Source organism: Variovorax sp. OV084 (assembly GCF_900111625.1).
GTDB lineage: Bacteria > Pseudomonadota > Gammaproteobacteria > Burkholderiales > Burkholderiaceae_C > Variovorax.
This window is the reverse complement of the sequence record NZ_FOII01000007.1, coordinates 34,634-51,287: the sequence shown is the minus strand read 5'-3', so window position 1 is coordinate 51,287 and position 16,654 is coordinate 34,634. Positions and strand designations below refer to the sequence as shown.

Annotated in this window: 16 protein-coding genes; 15 read left to right on the top strand and 1 reads right to left on the bottom strand. The window is 65.5% G+C overall.

Going from position 1 to position 16,654, the window contains the following annotated elements; translation table 11 throughout:
- Positions 1-109: 109 nt before the first annotated feature.
- The 13 genes from BMW87_RS19090 to adk all read left to right on the top strand — a co-directional run bounded on the left by BMW87_RS19090 (position 110) and on the right by adk (position 11,761).
- The gene (locus tag BMW87_RS19090; protein WP_093078022.1) at positions 110-1,024 is read left to right on the top strand and encodes a LysR family transcriptional regulator; all 915 of its coding nucleotides are present in this window, start codon (positions 110-112) and stop codon (positions 1,022-1,024) included.
- 132 nt (positions 1,025-1,156) lie between these two features.
- On the top strand, positions 1,157-1,573 hold the full coding sequence (madL, locus tag BMW87_RS19085; RefSeq protein ID WP_093078021.1) for a malonate transporter subunit MadL: 417 nt from the start codon (positions 1,157-1,159) through the stop codon (positions 1,571-1,573).
- 5 nt (positions 1,574-1,578) lie between these two features.
- Positions 1,579-2,343, top strand: coding sequence for a malonate transporter subunit MadM (gene madM, locus BMW87_RS19080; protein ID WP_093078280.1), 765 nt, complete (start codon positions 1,579-1,581; stop codon positions 2,341-2,343).
- 8 nt (positions 2,344-2,351) lie between these two features.
- Positions 2,352-4,034, top strand: a complete 1,683-nt coding sequence (mdcA, locus tag BMW87_RS19075; RefSeq protein WP_093078019.1) for a malonate decarboxylase subunit alpha — start codon at positions 2,352-2,354, stop codon at positions 4,032-4,034.
- A gap of 14 nt (positions 4,035-4,048) precedes the next feature.
- On the top strand, positions 4,049-4,381 hold the full coding sequence (gene mdcC / locus BMW87_RS19070; protein ID WP_093078018.1) for a malonate decarboxylase acyl carrier protein: 333 nt from the start codon (positions 4,049-4,051) through the stop codon (positions 4,379-4,381).
- Positions 4,378-5,256 (top strand): biotin-independent malonate decarboxylase subunit beta, encoded by an 879-nt coding sequence (locus tag BMW87_RS19065; RefSeq protein ID WP_093078016.1) that lies wholly within the window; start codon positions 4,378-4,380, stop codon positions 5,254-5,256. Before mdcC ends, BMW87_RS19065 begins: the two co-directional genes overlap by 4 nt.
- A gap of 14 nt (positions 5,257-5,270) precedes the next feature.
- A complete protein-coding gene (locus BMW87_RS19060; RefSeq protein WP_093078015.1) occupies positions 5,271-5,972 on the top strand; it encodes a biotin-independent malonate decarboxylase subunit gamma in 702 nt (233 codons plus the stop codon).
- 27 nt (positions 5,973-5,999) lie between these two features.
- Positions 6,000-6,683 carry a malonate decarboxylase holo-[acyl-carrier-protein] synthase gene (gene mdcG, locus BMW87_RS19055; protein ID WP_256216831.1) on the top strand — a complete coding sequence of 228 codons (684 nt, stop codon included), beginning with the start codon at positions 6,000-6,002 and terminating at the stop codon, positions 6,681-6,683.
- Positions 6,680-7,543: a triphosphoribosyl-dephospho-CoA synthase MdcB gene (gene mdcB / locus BMW87_RS19050; protein ID WP_093078012.1), complete on the top strand. Its 864-nt coding sequence runs from the start codon at positions 6,680-6,682 to the stop codon at positions 7,541-7,543. Before mdcG ends, mdcB begins: the two co-directional genes overlap by 4 nt.
- On the top strand, positions 7,540-8,448 hold the full coding sequence (locus BMW87_RS19045; RefSeq protein ID WP_093078010.1) for an ACP S-malonyltransferase: 909 nt from the start codon (positions 7,540-7,542) through the stop codon (positions 8,446-8,448). Before mdcB ends, BMW87_RS19045 begins: the two co-directional genes overlap by 4 nt.
- Before the next feature lie 83 nt (positions 8,449-8,531).
- Positions 8,532-10,454, top strand: coding sequence for an acetate--CoA ligase (gene acs / locus BMW87_RS19040; RefSeq protein WP_177192815.1), 1,923 nt, complete (start codon positions 8,532-8,534; stop codon positions 10,452-10,454).
- 108 nt (positions 10,455-10,562) lie between these two features.
- On the top strand, positions 10,563-11,108 hold the full coding sequence (gene ppa / locus BMW87_RS19035) for an inorganic diphosphatase (RefSeq protein WP_093078007.1): 546 nt from the start codon (positions 10,563-10,565) through the stop codon (positions 11,106-11,108).
- Positions 11,105-11,761 (top strand): adenylate kinase, encoded by a 657-nt coding sequence (adk, locus tag BMW87_RS19030; RefSeq protein ID WP_093078279.1) that lies wholly within the window; start codon positions 11,105-11,107, stop codon positions 11,759-11,761. The genes ppa and adk overlap by 4 nt, the downstream gene beginning before the upstream one ends.
- Positions 11,762-11,861: 100 nt before the next feature.
- Here the strand turns inward: adk and BMW87_RS19025 are convergent, their stop codons facing one another.
- Positions 11,862-12,653, bottom strand: coding sequence for a hydroxyacylglutathione hydrolase (locus BMW87_RS19025; RefSeq protein WP_093078006.1), 792 nt, complete (start codon positions 12,651-12,653; stop codon positions 11,862-11,864).
- Positions 12,654-13,707: 1,054 nt separating this feature from the next.
- On the opposite strand from BMW87_RS19025, the gene BMW87_RS19020 reads away from it, so the two are divergent.
- The gene (locus BMW87_RS19020) at positions 13,708-15,102 is read left to right on the top strand and encodes a M20 family metallopeptidase (RefSeq protein WP_093078004.1); all 1,395 of its coding nucleotides are present in this window, start codon (positions 13,708-13,710) and stop codon (positions 15,100-15,102) included.
- Between the two features lie 176 nt (positions 15,103-15,278).
- Positions 15,279-16,448, top strand: a complete 1,170-nt coding sequence (locus BMW87_RS19015) for a GlxA family transcriptional regulator (protein ID WP_093078003.1) — start codon at positions 15,279-15,281, stop codon at positions 16,446-16,448.
- The last annotated feature ends 206 nt before the right edge of the window (positions 16,449-16,654 follow it).

Below are 16,654 nucleotides of genomic sequence, written 5' to 3'. Positions count from 1 at the left end.
GAAACTACTTCTCGCGAGTACCTCGCCGGCCTACCCGCATTCGGACATGCTCGAAGCTTGCGGTCGGCTCAGCCAGAGGTACGATTGACTTCCCATCCGTAGGCCGTCCATGCTCCTCCACGTCGACGAAGAGATCACATTCCGCAAGCTCGAGATTCTCTTGGCATTCATGGAGACTGGCAATCTTGCCCGCGCGGCGGAAAAGCTCGAGACCAGCGCGGTGAGCGTGCACCGCGCCTTGCATTCGCTTGAGACGGGGCTGCGTTGTGCGTTGTTCCGGCACGAGGGCCGCAATCTGCACCCGACCGAGGCGGCACAAGCACTGGCGGAGGTGGCACGCGATGTCTTGCGCGCGATGTCCGAGGGCATCCGCGCAACGCGGGAAGTCGCCGGCTACTCGTCCGATCGAATCCGGATCGGCTCACTCTACTCCTTGACAAGCCGCACGGTGCCGCGGCTGATCATGGGATTGAAGCTGCGCATGCCGGACCTGCACACCGAGCTCGTGCTGGGGTCCAATGCCGACCTGCTGCAGAAGCTGCGCGATGGCGTGATCGATGTCGCCCTCATGGCGGTCCCCGAAGGGACCTCCGACGTCGAATCGGAGCCTCTGTTCGAGGACGACATCCAGTTCGCCGCACCAGTGGACTCCCCCTATTCAGCGCAAAAGGAGATCGATCTTGGGGCGTGCGCCAGCGAACGATTCGTCAGCCTGAGCGAAGGCTTCATCACGTACAGCGGTTTCGTGGAGTCGTTTCGCGTGGCCGGCTTCACGCCGAACGTTGTGATGAAGACAGGGGACATCTTCTCGCTCATGAACCTGGTCAGCGGTGGCGTCGGCTACACGCTGCTGCCGGGCAGAGTACGCGGCGTCATGCCGCAGAACGTGCGATTGATCCCATTACAGCCCAGGTACCTGATGCGCCAGACCATCGCGCTCAATTTCCTCCGCACGCGCGAACGCGACCCCAACCTGCTCGCGCTGCTGACGCTGTGCCGCACCTCGAAGGCCGAACTGTCTTAAGGGTTTACCCGCGACCGTTTCGCGCGCCGTAAGCATCGCCACCCTCGGTTAATTGATCACGAGGGACCCCGCCGATACCGTACGTCTCCAGAACGCCGCGCACCTTGCGCGGCACAAAAACAGGAGACGTACATGATCATCCTCGGAACCGCCCTGCTGGCCGTATGCCACCTGCTGGGTATTTTCCTTGGCGATCTGCTTGGGCAGGCGCTTGGCGTGAAGACTAACGTTGGCGGCGTGGGCATCGCCATGCTGCTGCTGATCTTCGCGCGGCTCTACATGCAAAAGCGCGACATCCTGCCGAAGCTCACGGAACTGGGCGTCGAGTATTGGGGCGCGATGTACATCCCCGTCGTCGTCGCCATGGCGGCGCAGCAGGACATGGTTTCGGCGCTGCGCGGCGGCCCGGTCGCGGTGCTTTCGGCCATCGCCGCCGTCGCGGTCTGCGCCTGCGTGATCGCGGTGATCAACCGCACGGAACGGCTCCCCGCTGAAACAGAGGGCCCGCCCCGGTTGCACGACAACCCTCTGCTGACCGAAGCGGAGTGAGCGACATGCTCGAAATCCTAAAAAAAGCCGCCATCGAGAATGGCCTCGTGACCGCCTTCGCGGTGGTCGGCCTGATCATCCTGCTGTCGGGCCAGATCTCGCGCCGACTGACCTTCGGCCGCGTGCACGGTTCGGCCATCGCGATCGTGATCGGCCTGGCGCTCGCCTACTGGGGCGGCACGCAGACCGGCGGCCACAAGGGGTTGGCCGACATGTCGCTGTTCGGCGGCATCGGGCTGATGGGCGGTGCAATGCTGCGCGACTTCGCGATCGTGGCCACCGCCTTCGAAGTCCAGGCCACCGAGGCGCGCAAGGCGGGGCTGGTCGGCGCGGTGTCGCTGCTGCTGGGCACCGTGCTGCCCTTCATCGTCGGCGCATGCATTGCACGCGCCTTCGGCTACTCGGACGCGGTGAGCATGACCACCATCGGTGCGGGCGCCGTCACCTACATCGTGGGCCCGGTGACGGGCGCGGCCATCGGCGCGAGCCCGGACGTGATGGCGCTGAGCATCGCCACGGGACTGGTCAAGGCCATCATCGTGATGGTGGGCACGCCGATCGCGGCGCGCTTCCTGGCGTTGAAGACGCCGCGCTCGGCCATGGTGTTCGGCGGGCTTGCGGGCACCGTGAGCGGCGTGTCCGCCGGACTCGCCGCCACCGACCGAAAGCTCGTGCCCTACGGCGCGCTCGTCGCGACCTTCCACACCGGCCTGGGCTGCCTGATGGGGCCGTCGGTGCTGTTTTTTGCCACCAAGGCATTGGTGGGTTGAGGATCTCCATGGACCACATGAACTGGAACACCAAGGCCGAGAACCGCGCGGCGCGTCTTGCGCGAGCGGCCAACGCGCTCGGGGCCGACCTGGCGGGCAAGCGTGTCGCCACCGAAGCCATCGGCAAGCTCCTGGAGGCTGTCCTGGCACCCGGCGACCGGGTCTGCCTCGAAGGCAACAACCAGAAGCAGGCCGACTTCCTCGCGCAGGCGCTGGTGAACGTGGATCCGCAGCGGGTGCACGGCCTGCACATGGTGCAGTCGGTGCTGGCGCTGCCCGAGCACCTGGACGTCTTCGAGAACGGCGTGGCGGCCCGCCTGGACTTCAGCTTTTCGGGCCCGCAGGGCGCCCGGCTGGCCAAGCTCGTGTCGGCCGGGCGCATCGAGATCGGGGCGATCCACACGTACCTTGAGCTGTTCGCACGCTATTTCGTCGACCTGACGCCCAAAGTCGCGCTGGTCGCGGCGCAGGCGGCCGACGCCGAGGGCAATCTCTACACCGGCCCCAACACGGAAGACACGCCGGCCATCGTCGAAGCCACGGCGTTCTCGGGCGGCATCGTGATTGCGCAGGTCAACGAAATGGTCGACGGCAAGACCACCACGCTGCCGCGCATCGACATTCCCGCCGACTGGGTGAGCTTCGTCGTCAAGGCGCCGCGCCCGAACTTCATCGAACCGCTGTTCACGCGCGACCCGGCGCAGATCAGCGAGGTCCAGATCCTGATGGCGATGATGGCGATCAAGGGCATCTATGCCGAATACGGCGTGCAGCGCCTGAACCACGGCATCGGCTTCGACACCGCGGCCATCGAGCTGCTGCTGCCGACCTATGCCGAGTCGCTCGGCCTCAAGGGCAAGATCGGCAAGCACTGGGCGCTGAACCCGCACCCGGCACTGATCCCCGCCATCGAGGCGGGCTGGGTGGAGTCCGTGCATTCCTTCGGATCCGAGCTGGGCATGGAAGACTACATCCGCGCGCGCTCCGACGTGTTCTTCACCGGCCCCGATGGCAGCCTGCGCAGCAACCGTGCGTTCTGCCAGGCGGCGGGCCACTACGCCTGCGACATGTTCATCGGCTCGACCTTGCAGATCGACCTCGACGGCAACAGCTCCACCGCCACGCTGGGCCGCATCGCCGGTTTTGGCGGCGCCCCCAACATGGGCGCCGATGCGCGCGGCCGCCGGCATGCGAGCCCGGCCTGGCTCAAGGCCGGGCGCGAGGCGCGCGCCGGGCGCACGGGTGCAGCCGGCACGCCGCGCGGGCAGAAGCTGGTGGTGCAGATGGTCGAGACTTTCCGCGAGCACATGCAACCGGCCTTCGTCGACAGGCTCGACGCCTGGACGCTGCAGGAGCAGGCCGGCATGGACCTGCCGCCGATCATGATCTACGGCGACGACGTCTCGCACATCCTCACCGAGGAAGGTATTGCCAACCTGCTGCTGTGCCGCAGCGATGCGGAGCGTGAGCAGGCGATCCGCGGCGTGGCCGGCTATACCGCGGTGGGCCTGGCGCGCGACAAGCGCGCGGTCGAGAACCTGCGCGACCGCGGCGTGATCCGCCGACCGCAGGACCTTGGCATCGACCCCCGCCAGGCCACGCGCAACCTGCTGGCCGCACGCAGCATGCGCGACCTGGTGCGTGCCTCCGGCGGCTTGTACCAGCCGCCCAGGCGCTTCAGAAACTGGTAGCAGGAGATTCAACGATGAGCGACGTTCCCGCAGGGCTCGAAACCCTGGACTTTTCCTTTTCCGGCGGCCGACCGGCCGGTGCCTTTGCGCCGGTGCTGGTCGGCGTGGTCGGCTCGGGCAACCTCGAGGTGCTGCTCGAGCCCGCTGGCGGCCATGACTGCGCCGTGCGTGTCGAAACCTCGGCACGCGGCTTCGGGCCGATCTGGCAGGCGGTGATGAACGACTTTCACGCGCGCCATCCGCTGGCCGGCGTGCGCGTGTCGATCAACGACATGGGTGCCACGCCCGCGGTCGTGAGCCTGCGCCTGGACCAGGCGGTGGCCGAGATCGCCGGAGGCCGGCCATGATCAGCTATGCGGAATGCTCGGCGCGCGAGCGGCTGGCCTTGCTGCTCGATCCCGGTAGTTTTCATGAATGGCTGCCTCCGGGCGAGCGGGTCATGAGCCCGCACCTGGCGCAGCTCGGCGTGCCCTGCGCGTTCGACGACGGTGTGGCAGTCGGGCGCGCGATGCTCGATGGCCGCAGCGTGTTCGTGGCCGCCCAGGAGGGCGCGTTCATGGGCGGCGGCGTGGGCGAGGTGCACGGCGCCAAGCTGGTCGGCCTGCTGCAGCGCGCCCTGCGCGACCGGCCGGCCGCCGTACTGCTGCTGGCCGAATCGGGCGGCGTGCGATTGCACGAGGCCAACGCCGGCCTTATCGCGGTGTCGGAAGTGATGCGCGCCCTGCTCGACGTGCGCGCCGCGGGCATCCCCGTCGTCGTGCTGATCGGCGGTGCCAACGGCTGCTTCGGCGGCATGGGCATCGTGGCGCGCTGTGCCGACTTCATCGTGATGAGCGATGTCGGGCGGCTGGCGATGTCGGGGCCCGAAGTGATCGAGGCCTCCCATGGCGTGGAGGAGTTCGATTCGCGCGACCGCGCGCTGGTCTGGCGCACGACCGGCGGCAAGCACCGCTGGCTGACGGGCGACTGCGACGCGCTGGTCGAAGACGATGTGGCGGAATTCCGCGCAGCGGCCATCGCAGCAATCGATGCGTCGAAGTCATTGACCCTGGCCGCGTTGGAAGAGGAGCACGCATTGCTCACGGCGCGCCTGCACGCCCTGCCGGAAGACACTGACGGCCGCGACGAGGCAACGCTGCTCTGGAGCGCACTGGGCATTGCCGATGCGCAGCGTATCCCGGACCTTCCGGTGGAAACCGTGCGCACCCTACGCACCAACTAGCCAAGGAACATCAGATGCAATGGAACTCCCTTGCCACCCAGCTCTTCGGCTCCTATCACGGCATGCGCGCGACCGGCGGCTTCCTGCAGGGCGATGTGATATTCGAAGGCGAGCCGCTCACGGTGATCGGCACCACCAACCATGCACCGATCGGCGTCCAGCTTGCCCTGGCGCAGGCCCGCGTGGTGCTCGACACCATCAAGCAGCACCCGGGCCGGCCGATCCTGCTGCTGATCGACACCCAGGGTCAGCAACTGCGTCGACGCGATGAATTGCTCGGCATCAATCGTGCGATGGCGCACCTGGGCACGAGCATCGATCTGGCGCGGCGCCGCGGCCACCGCGTGATTGGCCTGGTGTATGACCAAGCCTTGTCCGGCGGCTTCATCACCTCGGGGTTGATTGCCGACGCCTGCTTCGCATTGCCGGATGCCGAAATCCGCGTGATGCGCATCCCCGCCATGGCGCGCGTGACCAAGCTGCCGGAAGACAAGCTCACCGCCCTGTCGCGATCCAATCCGGTGTTCGCACCGGGCGTGGAGAACTATGTGGCCATGGGGGGCGTGCGCGCGCTGTGGCGGGACGACTTGCAGGCCTGCCTGCGCGACGCGCTCGCCAACACGCCGACCGACGACCTGCGCGCGCGCGATGGCGCCGAACGGGGCGGACGCCGGCTTGCCGCCGGGGTCGTGCAGCGCGTGCTGGACGCGGCCTGAACGCAAACACCGCCTCGCATCGCCGCCATGCTTCCCCTGCATCGCCATCAACTCGCCCGGCTTTCCGAGCCGGGCTGGACCGCCCTCCTCGATGGCGCATGGGACACCCAGGCGCGCGACTGCCTGACGCACTGGGCGACGCATCGGCTGCCGTTGGTGGTGACGCGCCAATCACCCGATGCCGCGGCCAACGGATGGGTTGCGCTCGGCTTGCCGTCACCCGCGCGCTGGGGCCGGCGCCGGCTGGCGCTGCAGGTACCGCACGCTGCGGTGCTGGGTCTTGACGAGTTCCCGCGCCTCACCGAAGTGCTGCAACTGCTGCCGCCGTCGACACGAGGCCCTGTGCGCGATCTGTTCGGCGCACTCGATGCGTGCCACGCAAAGCCGCGTGTGTTCGGCAGCTACGGCTGGCAAGCCATCAGCGGGCTCGACCACGTGCGGCCGGGCTCCGACCTTGATCTGTCGGTCTGCGTCGATGACATGGCGCATGCGGATGCGGTGGCCGGTTCGCTGCAGGCCTTTGGCACCGAGCGGCCGCGACTGGACGGCGAGCTCCTGTTCGGCGACGGCGCCGCGGTGGCCTGGCGCGAATGGTCCGCGTGGCGCGCCGGACGCGCGCGGGCGGTGATAGTCAAGCGCCTGGACGGCGTGTCCTTGCAGCGCGATACCGCGTGGTGCGAACACGCCAGGCTGGTGGAGGTGGCCGCGTGAGGAACTTCGCCCTTTCGCAGGCACCGTATCCACCGCCGACACCGGCAGCGATCGGACGCGCCGCCACGCTCGCGCTGTACGACGAGCTGTCGCTGGCACCCAAGCCTGGTCTGGTGACGTTGATCGACTCCGGCAGCCACGGCGACATGGACGCCCATACGTTCATGCGCAGCCTGTTCTCGTTGCGCCGCTACTTCGCCCAGATCGCCGAGGCCGGATTCGGCGGCGCGGATTTCCACGGGCTGGAGCGGCATGGCATCGCGGCGGAGGCACGCATGCTCGCCGCCACCGGCGGCGTCAACACGCACCGCGGCGCGATCTTCATGCTCGGCCTGTTGTGCGCCGCGGCGGGCGCCGCGCTGCGCGAGCACGCCGGTGCGTTGCACCCCGAGTTGCTGCGCGATGCCTTGCGCCGGCATTGGGGCGATGCGCTGGCCAGGCGCACGCGGCGTGCGCCCGTGCTGCCGGGCGGCATTGCCGCGCGGCAGCACGGCCTGCGCGGCGCATCCGAAGAAGCGGCACTGGCATTCCCGGTGTTGTTCGAGACCGCGCTGCCCGCCATAAGGCGAGCCATCGCCTGCGGCCTGACGCCTTCGCAGGCCCGGCTCGACACCCTGTTCCACATCGTCGCCGTGCTGGACGACAGCAATCTCGCGCACCGCGGCGGGCTCGCCGGCCTGCGCTGGGCACAGCGCGCTGCGCGGGAGTTTTTGGATCGAGGAGGCATCGCACAACCCGATGGGCTCCGGGAGGCGCAAGCCATTGCCGACGAATTCGTGCGGCGGCGCCTGTCGCCCGGCGGTGCGGCCGACACGCTCGCCGCCGCCTGCTGGATCGGGCGCGTGTGCCCCGCCCCATGAGCTTCGCACTGCTCTTTTCCGGGCAGGGCACCCAGCATCCGGCGATGCTGCCCTGGCTGGCCGACGACGGGTTCGTGCGCGATATGTGCGCGCGGCTCGGCGTCGACGACTGGCGGGCTGCCCTCGCCGACCCGGCCTGGGCCGAGCGCAACGACAACGCACAAACACTGCTGACCGGCCTCTCCCTGGCGGCATGGAGCCAGTTGGCGCCCATGGTTCCGGCGCCCGGCGCGATCGCCGGCTACAGCGTCGGCGAACTGGCAGCCTTCAGCGCGGCCGGCGCGATCGATCCCGCCACAGCGGCAGCGCTGGCGACTCAGCGCGCCGAGGCCATGGATCATTGCGCCGCCCATGCGCCCGGCGGCCTGCTGGCGGTGAGCGGTCTTTCCGAGCGGAAGCTCGAACAGTTGCGCGTCGAAGCCGGCCTCGAACTGGCCATTCGCAACGGCAACGCCAGCGTGATCCTCGGCGGCCCGATCGCCGCGTTGGATGACGCCGAACGCATTGCCGCAGCGCTGGGCGCGCAGTTCACGCGCTTGCGGGTCAACGTCGCCTCCCACACGCCCTGGATGCGCGAGGCTGCCGAGAGCTTCTCGCGCACGCTTGCCGCTGTGCCTTTTCACGGGCCACGGGTCGCGTTGTTCAGTAACGCGGCCGATCGCATCCGCGATGCACAGTCTGCCCGTGTTGCTTTGGCGGCCCAGATCGCGCGAACGGTTCGCTGGGACGAATGCATGGAAAACGTCCTGGCCCGACAGGTCCGTTGCGTGCTGGAAATCGGCCCGGGCCAGGCGCTGGCACGCATGTGGAATCAGCGCTACCCCACCGTTCCGGCTCGCGCTTGCGACGACTTCCGCAGTGCCGCAGCGATCGCGGCCTGGCTGAACAGCCATGCAGACCGATGAAGCCGGGCAGACCACTTGACAGCAATAGGAGATCCACCGTGAGCAAGAACGAAGCAAAGACCCCTCTGTTTCCAGTCCCGGACATGAAGGACGCCCATGTGGCCGGCATGGCCGCCTACGACAGGTTGGTGGCCGAGGCAGAGGCGGACTACAGCGGCTACTGGTCGCGCCTTGCGCGCGAATTCCTGAGCTGGAGAACGCCGTTCACCCAAGGGCTCGACGGCAGCCAGGCGCCTTTCTTCAAGTGGTTCGAGGATGGCACGCTGAACGTGTCCTACAACTGCCTCGACCACCAGGTCGAGCTTGGCCTGGGCGACAAGACCGCCATCATCTTCGAGGCCGACGACGGGCAGGTGACGCGGGTCAGCTACCGCGAACTGCTCGCGCGCACCTGTCGCCTGGCCAATGCGCTGAAGGCGCGCGGTGTCAGGAAGGGCGACCGCGTCGTCATCTACATGTCGATGAGCATCGAGGGCGTGGCCGCCATGCAGGCATGCGCGCGCATCGGTGCCACGCATTCGGTGGTGTTCGGCGGCTTCTCGGCGCAGAGCCTGCGCGATCGCATCCAAGATGCCGGCGCCGTGATGGTCATCACCGCCGACGAACAGGTGCGCGGCGGAAAGCAACTGCCGCTCAAGGCCATCGTCGACGATGCCATCGCACTGGGCGGCTGCGAGACCGTCAAGAACGTCATCGTCTACCGGCGCACCGGCGGCCCGATCGGTTGGGTTCCGTCGCGCGACCACTGGCTGCATGAAGAGACGCAAGGCCAGCCCGAAACCTGTGAACCCGAATGGGTGGGCGCCGAGCATCCCCTCTTCATCCTCTACACCTCGGGCTCGACCGGCAAGCCCAAGGGCGTGCAGCATTCCAGCGGCGGCTACCTGCTGCATGCGGCGCTGACGACGAAGTGGACTTTCGACCTGAAGCCGGACGACGTGTTCTGGTGCACCGCCGACATCGGCTGGGTCACGGGCCACACGTACATCGCCTATGGCCCGTTGGCGCTGGGAGCGACCGAGGTCGTGTTCGAAGGCGTGCCCACGTACCCCGACGCGGGCCGCTTCTGGCAAATGATCCAAGACCACCGGGTCAGCGTGTTCTACACCGCGCCGACGGCCGTTCGCTCGCTGATCAAGGCGGCCGAGGCCGACGAATCCGTGCACCCGAAGCGCTACGACCTGTCGAGCCTGCGCATCCTGGGTTCGGTGGGCGAGCCGATCAACCCCGCGGCCTGGGAGTGGTTCCACCAGCACATCGGCGGCGGGCGCTGCCCGATCGTCGACACGTTCTGGCAGACGGAAACGGGCGGCCACATGATCACGCCGCTGCCGGGCGCCACGCCGCTGGTGCCGGGCTCCTGCACCCTTCCCTTCCCCGGCATTGCGGCGGCCGTCGTGGACGAGACCGGTGCCGACGTGCCGAACGGCCAGGGCGGCATCCTCGTCGTGAAGAAGCCCTGGCCGAGCATGATCCGCACGATCTGGGGCGACCCCGAGCGCTTCAAGGCGAGCTACTACCCGCCCGAGCTCAGGGGCTACTACCTGGCCGGCGACGGCGCGATCCGCGATGCGGACACGGGCTACTTCACGATCACCGGGCGCATCGACGACGTGCTCAATGTCTCGGGCCATCGCATGGGAACGATGGAGATCGAGTCGGCGCTGGTGTCATGCACCGATCTCGTGGCCGAAGCCGCAGTGGTCGGGCGGCCCGACGACACCACGGGCGAGGCGATCTGCGCCTTCGTCGTCCTGAAGCGCGCGCGCCCCACCGGAGACGAAGCGAAGAAGATCGCCAATGAACTGCGCAACTGGGTCGCCAAGGAGATCGGCCCGATCGCAAAGCCCAAGGACATCCGCTTCGGCGACAACCTGCCCAAGACGCGCAGCGGCAAGATCATGCGCAGGCTGCTGCGGTCCGTGGCCAAGGGCGAGGCCATCACGCAGGACACCTCGACGCTGGAGAACCCGGCCATTCTGGAACAGTTGGCGCAGAGGAATTGAATCCGTCGATGCGGCCTTCGGCGCGACTGAGAATCTTCTCGCCCGTATGCCGCGTGTTCACCTCGATCCTGTATGGAAGTTCGCCAACCCATCCATCAACAACAACTCATGCCATTTGACAAGATATCCCCCGGCAAAAACGTTCCCGACGCCTTCAATGTCGTGATCGAAATCCCGATGAACGCCGACCCGATCAAGTACGAAGTCGACAAGGAATCGGGCGCGATCTTCGTGGACCGCTTCATGACCACGGCCATGTACTACCCGGCCAACTACGGCTATGTGCCGCAAACCCTCTCGGGCGACGGCGACCCGGTCGACGTGCTGGTGATCGCGCCTTATCCGCTGCTGCCCGGCGTGGTCGTGCCCTGCCGTCCCCTGGGCATCCTGCTGATGGAAGACGAAGCCGGCGTCGACGGCAAGGTGCTGGCCATGCCCACCGACAAGGTGCTGCCGATCTACAGCCACTGGAAGTCGGTCGACGACGTGAACCCGATGCGCCTGAAGGCCATCAGCCACTTCTTCGAGCACTACAAGGACCTGGAAGAAGGCAAGTGGGTCAAGGTGCTGGGCTGGGAAGGCATCGACGCGGCCAAGAAGGAAGTCGTCGACGGCATTTTCCGCAACATCCAATGCATGCCGGAGACGCCATGAAACTGATTTTGCTGGGCGCCCCCGGAGCAGGAAAAGGCACGCAGGCGGCCTTCATCTGCCAGAAATACGGCATCCCCCAAATCTCGACCGGCGACATGCTGCGTGCAGCCGTCAAGGCCGGCACGCCGCTGGGCCAGCAAGCCAAGGCGGTCATGGAATCGGGTGGCTTGGTGAGCGATAACCTGATCATCAACCTCGTGAAGGAACGCATCGCGCAACCCGATTGCGCCGGCGGCTTCCTGTTCGACGGCTTCCCGCGCACCATTCCCCAGGCCGACGCCATGAGGGCGGCGGGCGTCAAGCTCGACTACGTGCTCGAAATCGACGTGCCCTTCGGCGACATCATCGAACGCATGAGCGGCCGGCGCTCGCATCCGGCATCGAGCCGCATCTATCACGTGAAGTTCAATCCGCCGAAAGTCGAAGGCAAGGACGACATCACGGGCGAAGACCTGATCCAACGCCAGGACGACAAGGAAGAAACCGTGCGCAAGCGGCTCCAGGTCTACAGCCAGCAGACACGTCCGCTGGTCGACTACTACTCGGCCTGGGCCAAGGCCGATCCGGCTTCGGCTCCGAAGTACCGCGCCATCAGCGGTGTCGGCACGATCGACAGGACCATGTCCTTGGTTCGGGCAGCGCTCAATAACTGATTGCGCAGCAGCTCCCTCCGAACTTCACGCGCCTCGCGCTTGGATCACAACCGCCTCTTTTCGGAACTCCGCGGCAGGCGAAGGAGTGTTAGCTAGCGGCTCACCATGTATTGCGCAGCTCGCGAAGCTTGACGAACACGGTCTTCGGGTCCGGCTTCTCGGGCAGATCGGGAAAGGCCTTGCGAAGCGCCGCAATGACACTCGGGCTCGACAGGCGGAGGAAGGTGTTGATCTGCTTTTCCTCGCGCATCGTCGTGACGCGGGCCGTGACCGGGTCGTGTCCTGCCATGCCGGACAGCAGCGCCTTGGCGGCTGCGTTGTCGGGCTCGCGCGCGAGCGTGAAGCGCAGGTTGTTCTCGATGTAGTCGTGGCCGGGATAGACACGGGTGTCGTCGGGCAGCTTGGCGAGTTGCTTGTCGAAGGTGGCGTACATGTCTTCTGGATTGCCGCCGTTGTGGCAGTTGCCCGCGCCGGCGTTGAACAGCGTGTCGCCGGAGAACAGTGCCGGACGCTCGGTATGAGAGCGCAGGCAGATGTGGCACATCGTGTGGCCGGGCGTGTCCATGCATTCGAGTTCGACGGTCTTGCCGACCTTGATCACGTCGCCGGCTTTGACGCCGCGATCCACGCCGGCAATGCGAGAGCCCGACTGATGGTGCGCAATCACCTTGGCGCCGGTCGCCGCGACGACGGCGTCATTGCCGCCGGTGTGGTCGCGATGCTCGTGGGTATTGAGGATCTGCGTGATCTGCCAACCCTTCTCCTTGGCGGCCGCAAGGCATTTCTGGTGGTCCAGGGGATCGATGGCAAGAGCCTCGCCGCTCTCGGGGCAAACGATCAGGTAGTTGTAGTTGCGATAGGCGTTGCCGGTCCAGATGCGTTCGACGATCATGCGTTGCTCCAGGTGTCAGATACGAATGGCATTTGCTCAGGGCCCATGGGGTCGAGCAAGTCCCTGCAGTTGAAGAAGAAGGGAGGTGGCTGGCCAGGGGTTTGATGAATGGCTGCGTGGTGCCGCTCAGGATTTACAGTCTTCCGGACTGCGTGCGTATCCATGCAGGGACTTGCAACTCGAGCAGGATATCTCGTTGGGTTGGGCGCGATGAGCGCAGCACGTCCTGCGATAGGCCTTCGTTTCAACGCGTGCTTCGTTCAGCGGCTCTGCCAGGCTTCGAGTACACACGGAGCGGCTGCATCCAAGCAGCCTCTTCCATTGCGCCCGAGCGAACGACCAGTTGATGAACAAACGATCCAGCACGTTGCAAGAATCGACACAGCCGATCCTTCATACCGCCACCGGCCAGGGCGCTCTGCACACCCTTTTGGATTGCTGCCCGGTGCCAGGCAACAGCAGCTTGCCAAGCAGATAGCTCATCGTGGCTGAGCCTCGCGGCGCGAGGTTGATCGGCTTGACCTTGGATCCGGTCATCACGTCAGCAGTCGAGTTGAATGGCATGCCCCTGTGCAAACAGGACCGGAGGCGTCTCGACGGAGGCGAAATGCCTCGAAGCCTTGAAGAGGTCATAGACGCGTAGATGCTTCGTCCTGATGGCCAATGTAGCTTCATGAAGAAAAAATTCCTTGGCTATTGACTGGAACATTGATCAATGCTCGCCTATGACCTTGCAATGCACCCATAACGCCAATTCGCCCGTTTCACTACCAGGCAGATTTTCGGTCGATCAACAACGGAATTTTCACCCCAAGGTGGTGGCATTGATAGGCTCGCGAAGCCATGAAACATGAAAGTTCTGCCGCGCTAACTGACGATGTCGCAATCATCCAAATCCAGACGCAAATTTGTCCTATTGCACCGGTTGAGACCGCGATATCGTTCTAGGCTAACCGTTGGCTGAAAGTATCTTCATGCGTTTCCTAGCAAAGTCCATCAACTCCACTGACATGGGGGAGCCTATCAATGGGGTTAACCGCCCTCGGGAAGCGGCATGACACGCGACGCCGCCCTAGCCCAGGCTGCCGGTCATTTCGATAGCGGCGACTTCGTGCGCGATCTATCGCGCCGTGTCGCCTTCCGCACCGCCAGCCAGGAGTCAGATTCGGGGCCCGCCCTGGCTGCCTACCTGCAGGACGAGATCGGCCCTTCATTGGCCAGGCTGGGCTTCAGCTTCGGCATCCACCCCAACCCCGAGCCTGCCTACGGACCGTTCCTGGTGGCCAGCCGCCATGAAGGCGACGATCTGCCCACTGTGCTGATGTACGGCCACGGCGACGTCATCCGCGGCCAGGACAAGAGCTGGACCTGCGGACAGGGCCCCTGGACGCTGGCGGTGGATGGTGAGCGCCTTTATGGCCGGGGCACGGCCGACAACAAGGGGCAGCACAGCATCAACATCGCCGCGCTGGCCGCCGTGCTGGCGCTGCGCGGCCGACTGGGCTTCAACATCAAGTGGCTGCTGGAAACAGGCGAAGAGACCGGCTCGCCGGGCTTGGCCGCGTTCTGCTCCGCGCACCAGGAACTGCTGGCCGCGGACGTGCTGATCGCCAGCGACGGCCCGCGCGTGGGCCGGGACCAGCCCACCGTCTTCCTGGGCTCGCGCGGTGTGGCGAACTTCAGCCTGACGCTGAGCCTGCGCGGCGGTGGCGGCCACCACAGCGGCAACTGGGGCGGCCTGCTGCGCAACCCCGGCACGGTGCTGGCCAACGCCATTGCCAGCATGGTGGACGCCCATGGCGTGATCCGTGTCCAGGGCCTGCGCCCGCCGCCCATTCCGGCCAACGTGCGCGCTGCGCTGCAGGGCCTGCGCTTCGGCGGTGACGCCGGAGACCCGGAAGTCGACCCCGGCTGGGGCGAGCCCGGCCTGACTCCGGCCGAACGGGTGATCGCCTGGAACACACTGGAAGTGCTGGCCTACAAGACCGGCAATCCTGACTTCCCGGTCAACGCCATCCCGCCCGCCGCGCAGGCCTTCATGCACATGCGCTTCGTCGTCGGCACCGACGTGAGCCGGCTGCGTGAGGTCGTGCAGCAGCACCTCTCGATGCAAGGTTTCGAAGGCATCGAAGTCAGCGAACCCGAGATCATGCACGCCACCCGGCTGGACCCGGACAACGCATGGGTGCACTTCACGCTGGCCAGCATCGAGCAGAGCACCGGCAGGAAGCCCGTGCTGCTGCCCAACCTGGGCGGCAGCCTGCCCAACGATGTGTTTGCCGACATCCTGGGGCTGCCCACCGTGTGGGTGCCACACAGCTACGCGGCATGCCAGCAGCACGCACCAGACGAACACCTGCTGGCACCGGTGGCACGCGAGGCACTGCAGTTGATGACGGGCCTGTTCTGGGATCTGGAGTCAGCCGCGCCTGGACTCCCGCGACGCTGAACGCGCTGTTTTCCACAACCCGCCCCAGCGTAGGGCGTAGTTGTGCGCAGGCCGCGCTCGCCAACGAAGGGGCACGCATCAGGCATGCTTTATGCACAGGTGGCATGACCAATTCAAGTGTGCGCGAGCGCGCCTTGACGGCTACTATGTGACTACTTTATGGCAGGAGATTCACCATGATGCCAGTACCTGATTTGAAGGCCGAACCCGCCAAGCTGGCGCGCCGGCGAGTGAAGGTCGGCTTCATCCTCCTTCCGGGCTTCACGATGTTTTCGTACTCGGCCCTGGTTTATATTTTGAAGCACTGCACCGACCCGGCAGCCGCGGTTGGGATCGACTTCGAATATGTAGTCCTAGGACAAAAGCCGGCCCAAACGACCTGCGGTGTCCAAGTACCTCCCACAGCGCCACTGCACGCCGCCCGCGACTGCAACTACGTTTTCGTGATAGGTGGAAAGACCGCAGCCCCTGTCGAGGACCGCAGATCGATTCTGGAGGCGCTAACCAGCGCCGACATGAATGGCGCGACTCTCGTGGGAACAGGTTCGGGACTGTTTGCGTTGATCGAAGCTGGATTTTTCGATCGATTGCCCTGCGCGACGGATTGGTATCGCGGCGCCGACCGAGACACCCGTTTTGCGGAGGTGCAGCAGATCTCAGGCATGAACCTGGTGGTGAGCGGCAGGCGAGTGAGCTGTGCCGGCGGCCTGGCTGCACTGGAACTCGGTTCATGGCTATTGGAACGTCACTATTCCGCCATCGGCGCGGAGATTCCCGCACCGCAAGAGCTTTCGGCTTCTGCCATCGAAACTGGAGAGAACTCTGGAACGAGGGAGAATCCGCTCGACTCAAGAGTGGTTCGCGCACTCAAGATCATCGAAAACAATCTTGGACGGGAGCCGGTGAAGGTTGAATCTCTTGCTTCGTCCTTGGGAATTTCCAAGCGGCAGATAGAACGACTTTTCCAGCAGGAAATGAAGCAACCGGTCCAGCAATATTGCCGCAACTTTCGACTCGCTTATGGCTATTGGCTTCTTCTGAACAGCTCCAAGTCCATCACCGACATTGCGACGATCACCGGTTTCTCCGATAGCTCCCACTTCAATCGATGTTTCCGAGCTCAATTTGCAACGACTCCCTCGCTGGCCCGGCAATCGAAGGCAAGCTTGGATGACGTCATCTCGCCGCAATGGGCTTCTCTCTACGAAAGAATCGTAAAGAGCGATCAGGATTTGGAACTGTCGCGCTCGAGGAAGTCGGTTTACACGAATCTGGCCCACTCAGTGGTTGGTTCCTCCAACAGGATGAACCCCGATAGCGGCTTGGCCAAGGCAGAAATCCACTAGCGACAGTCCCTCTCCAACAGTTGCTCGGCGAAGCAGCTTGTTCAGGTTCGACCTCGAGTTTCTCCAGGCGCTTCGCTTCGAAGAACCTTGTTCTGTCGTCACGGCCTTCCACCCCTGCAGCGTGCCGCTTTCGGGAGTCGTGCAGGCTTGGCACGCTCCATCAGTCGGTCATTTTCCAAGCTGGCGGACTTCACCGCCATTGTGTG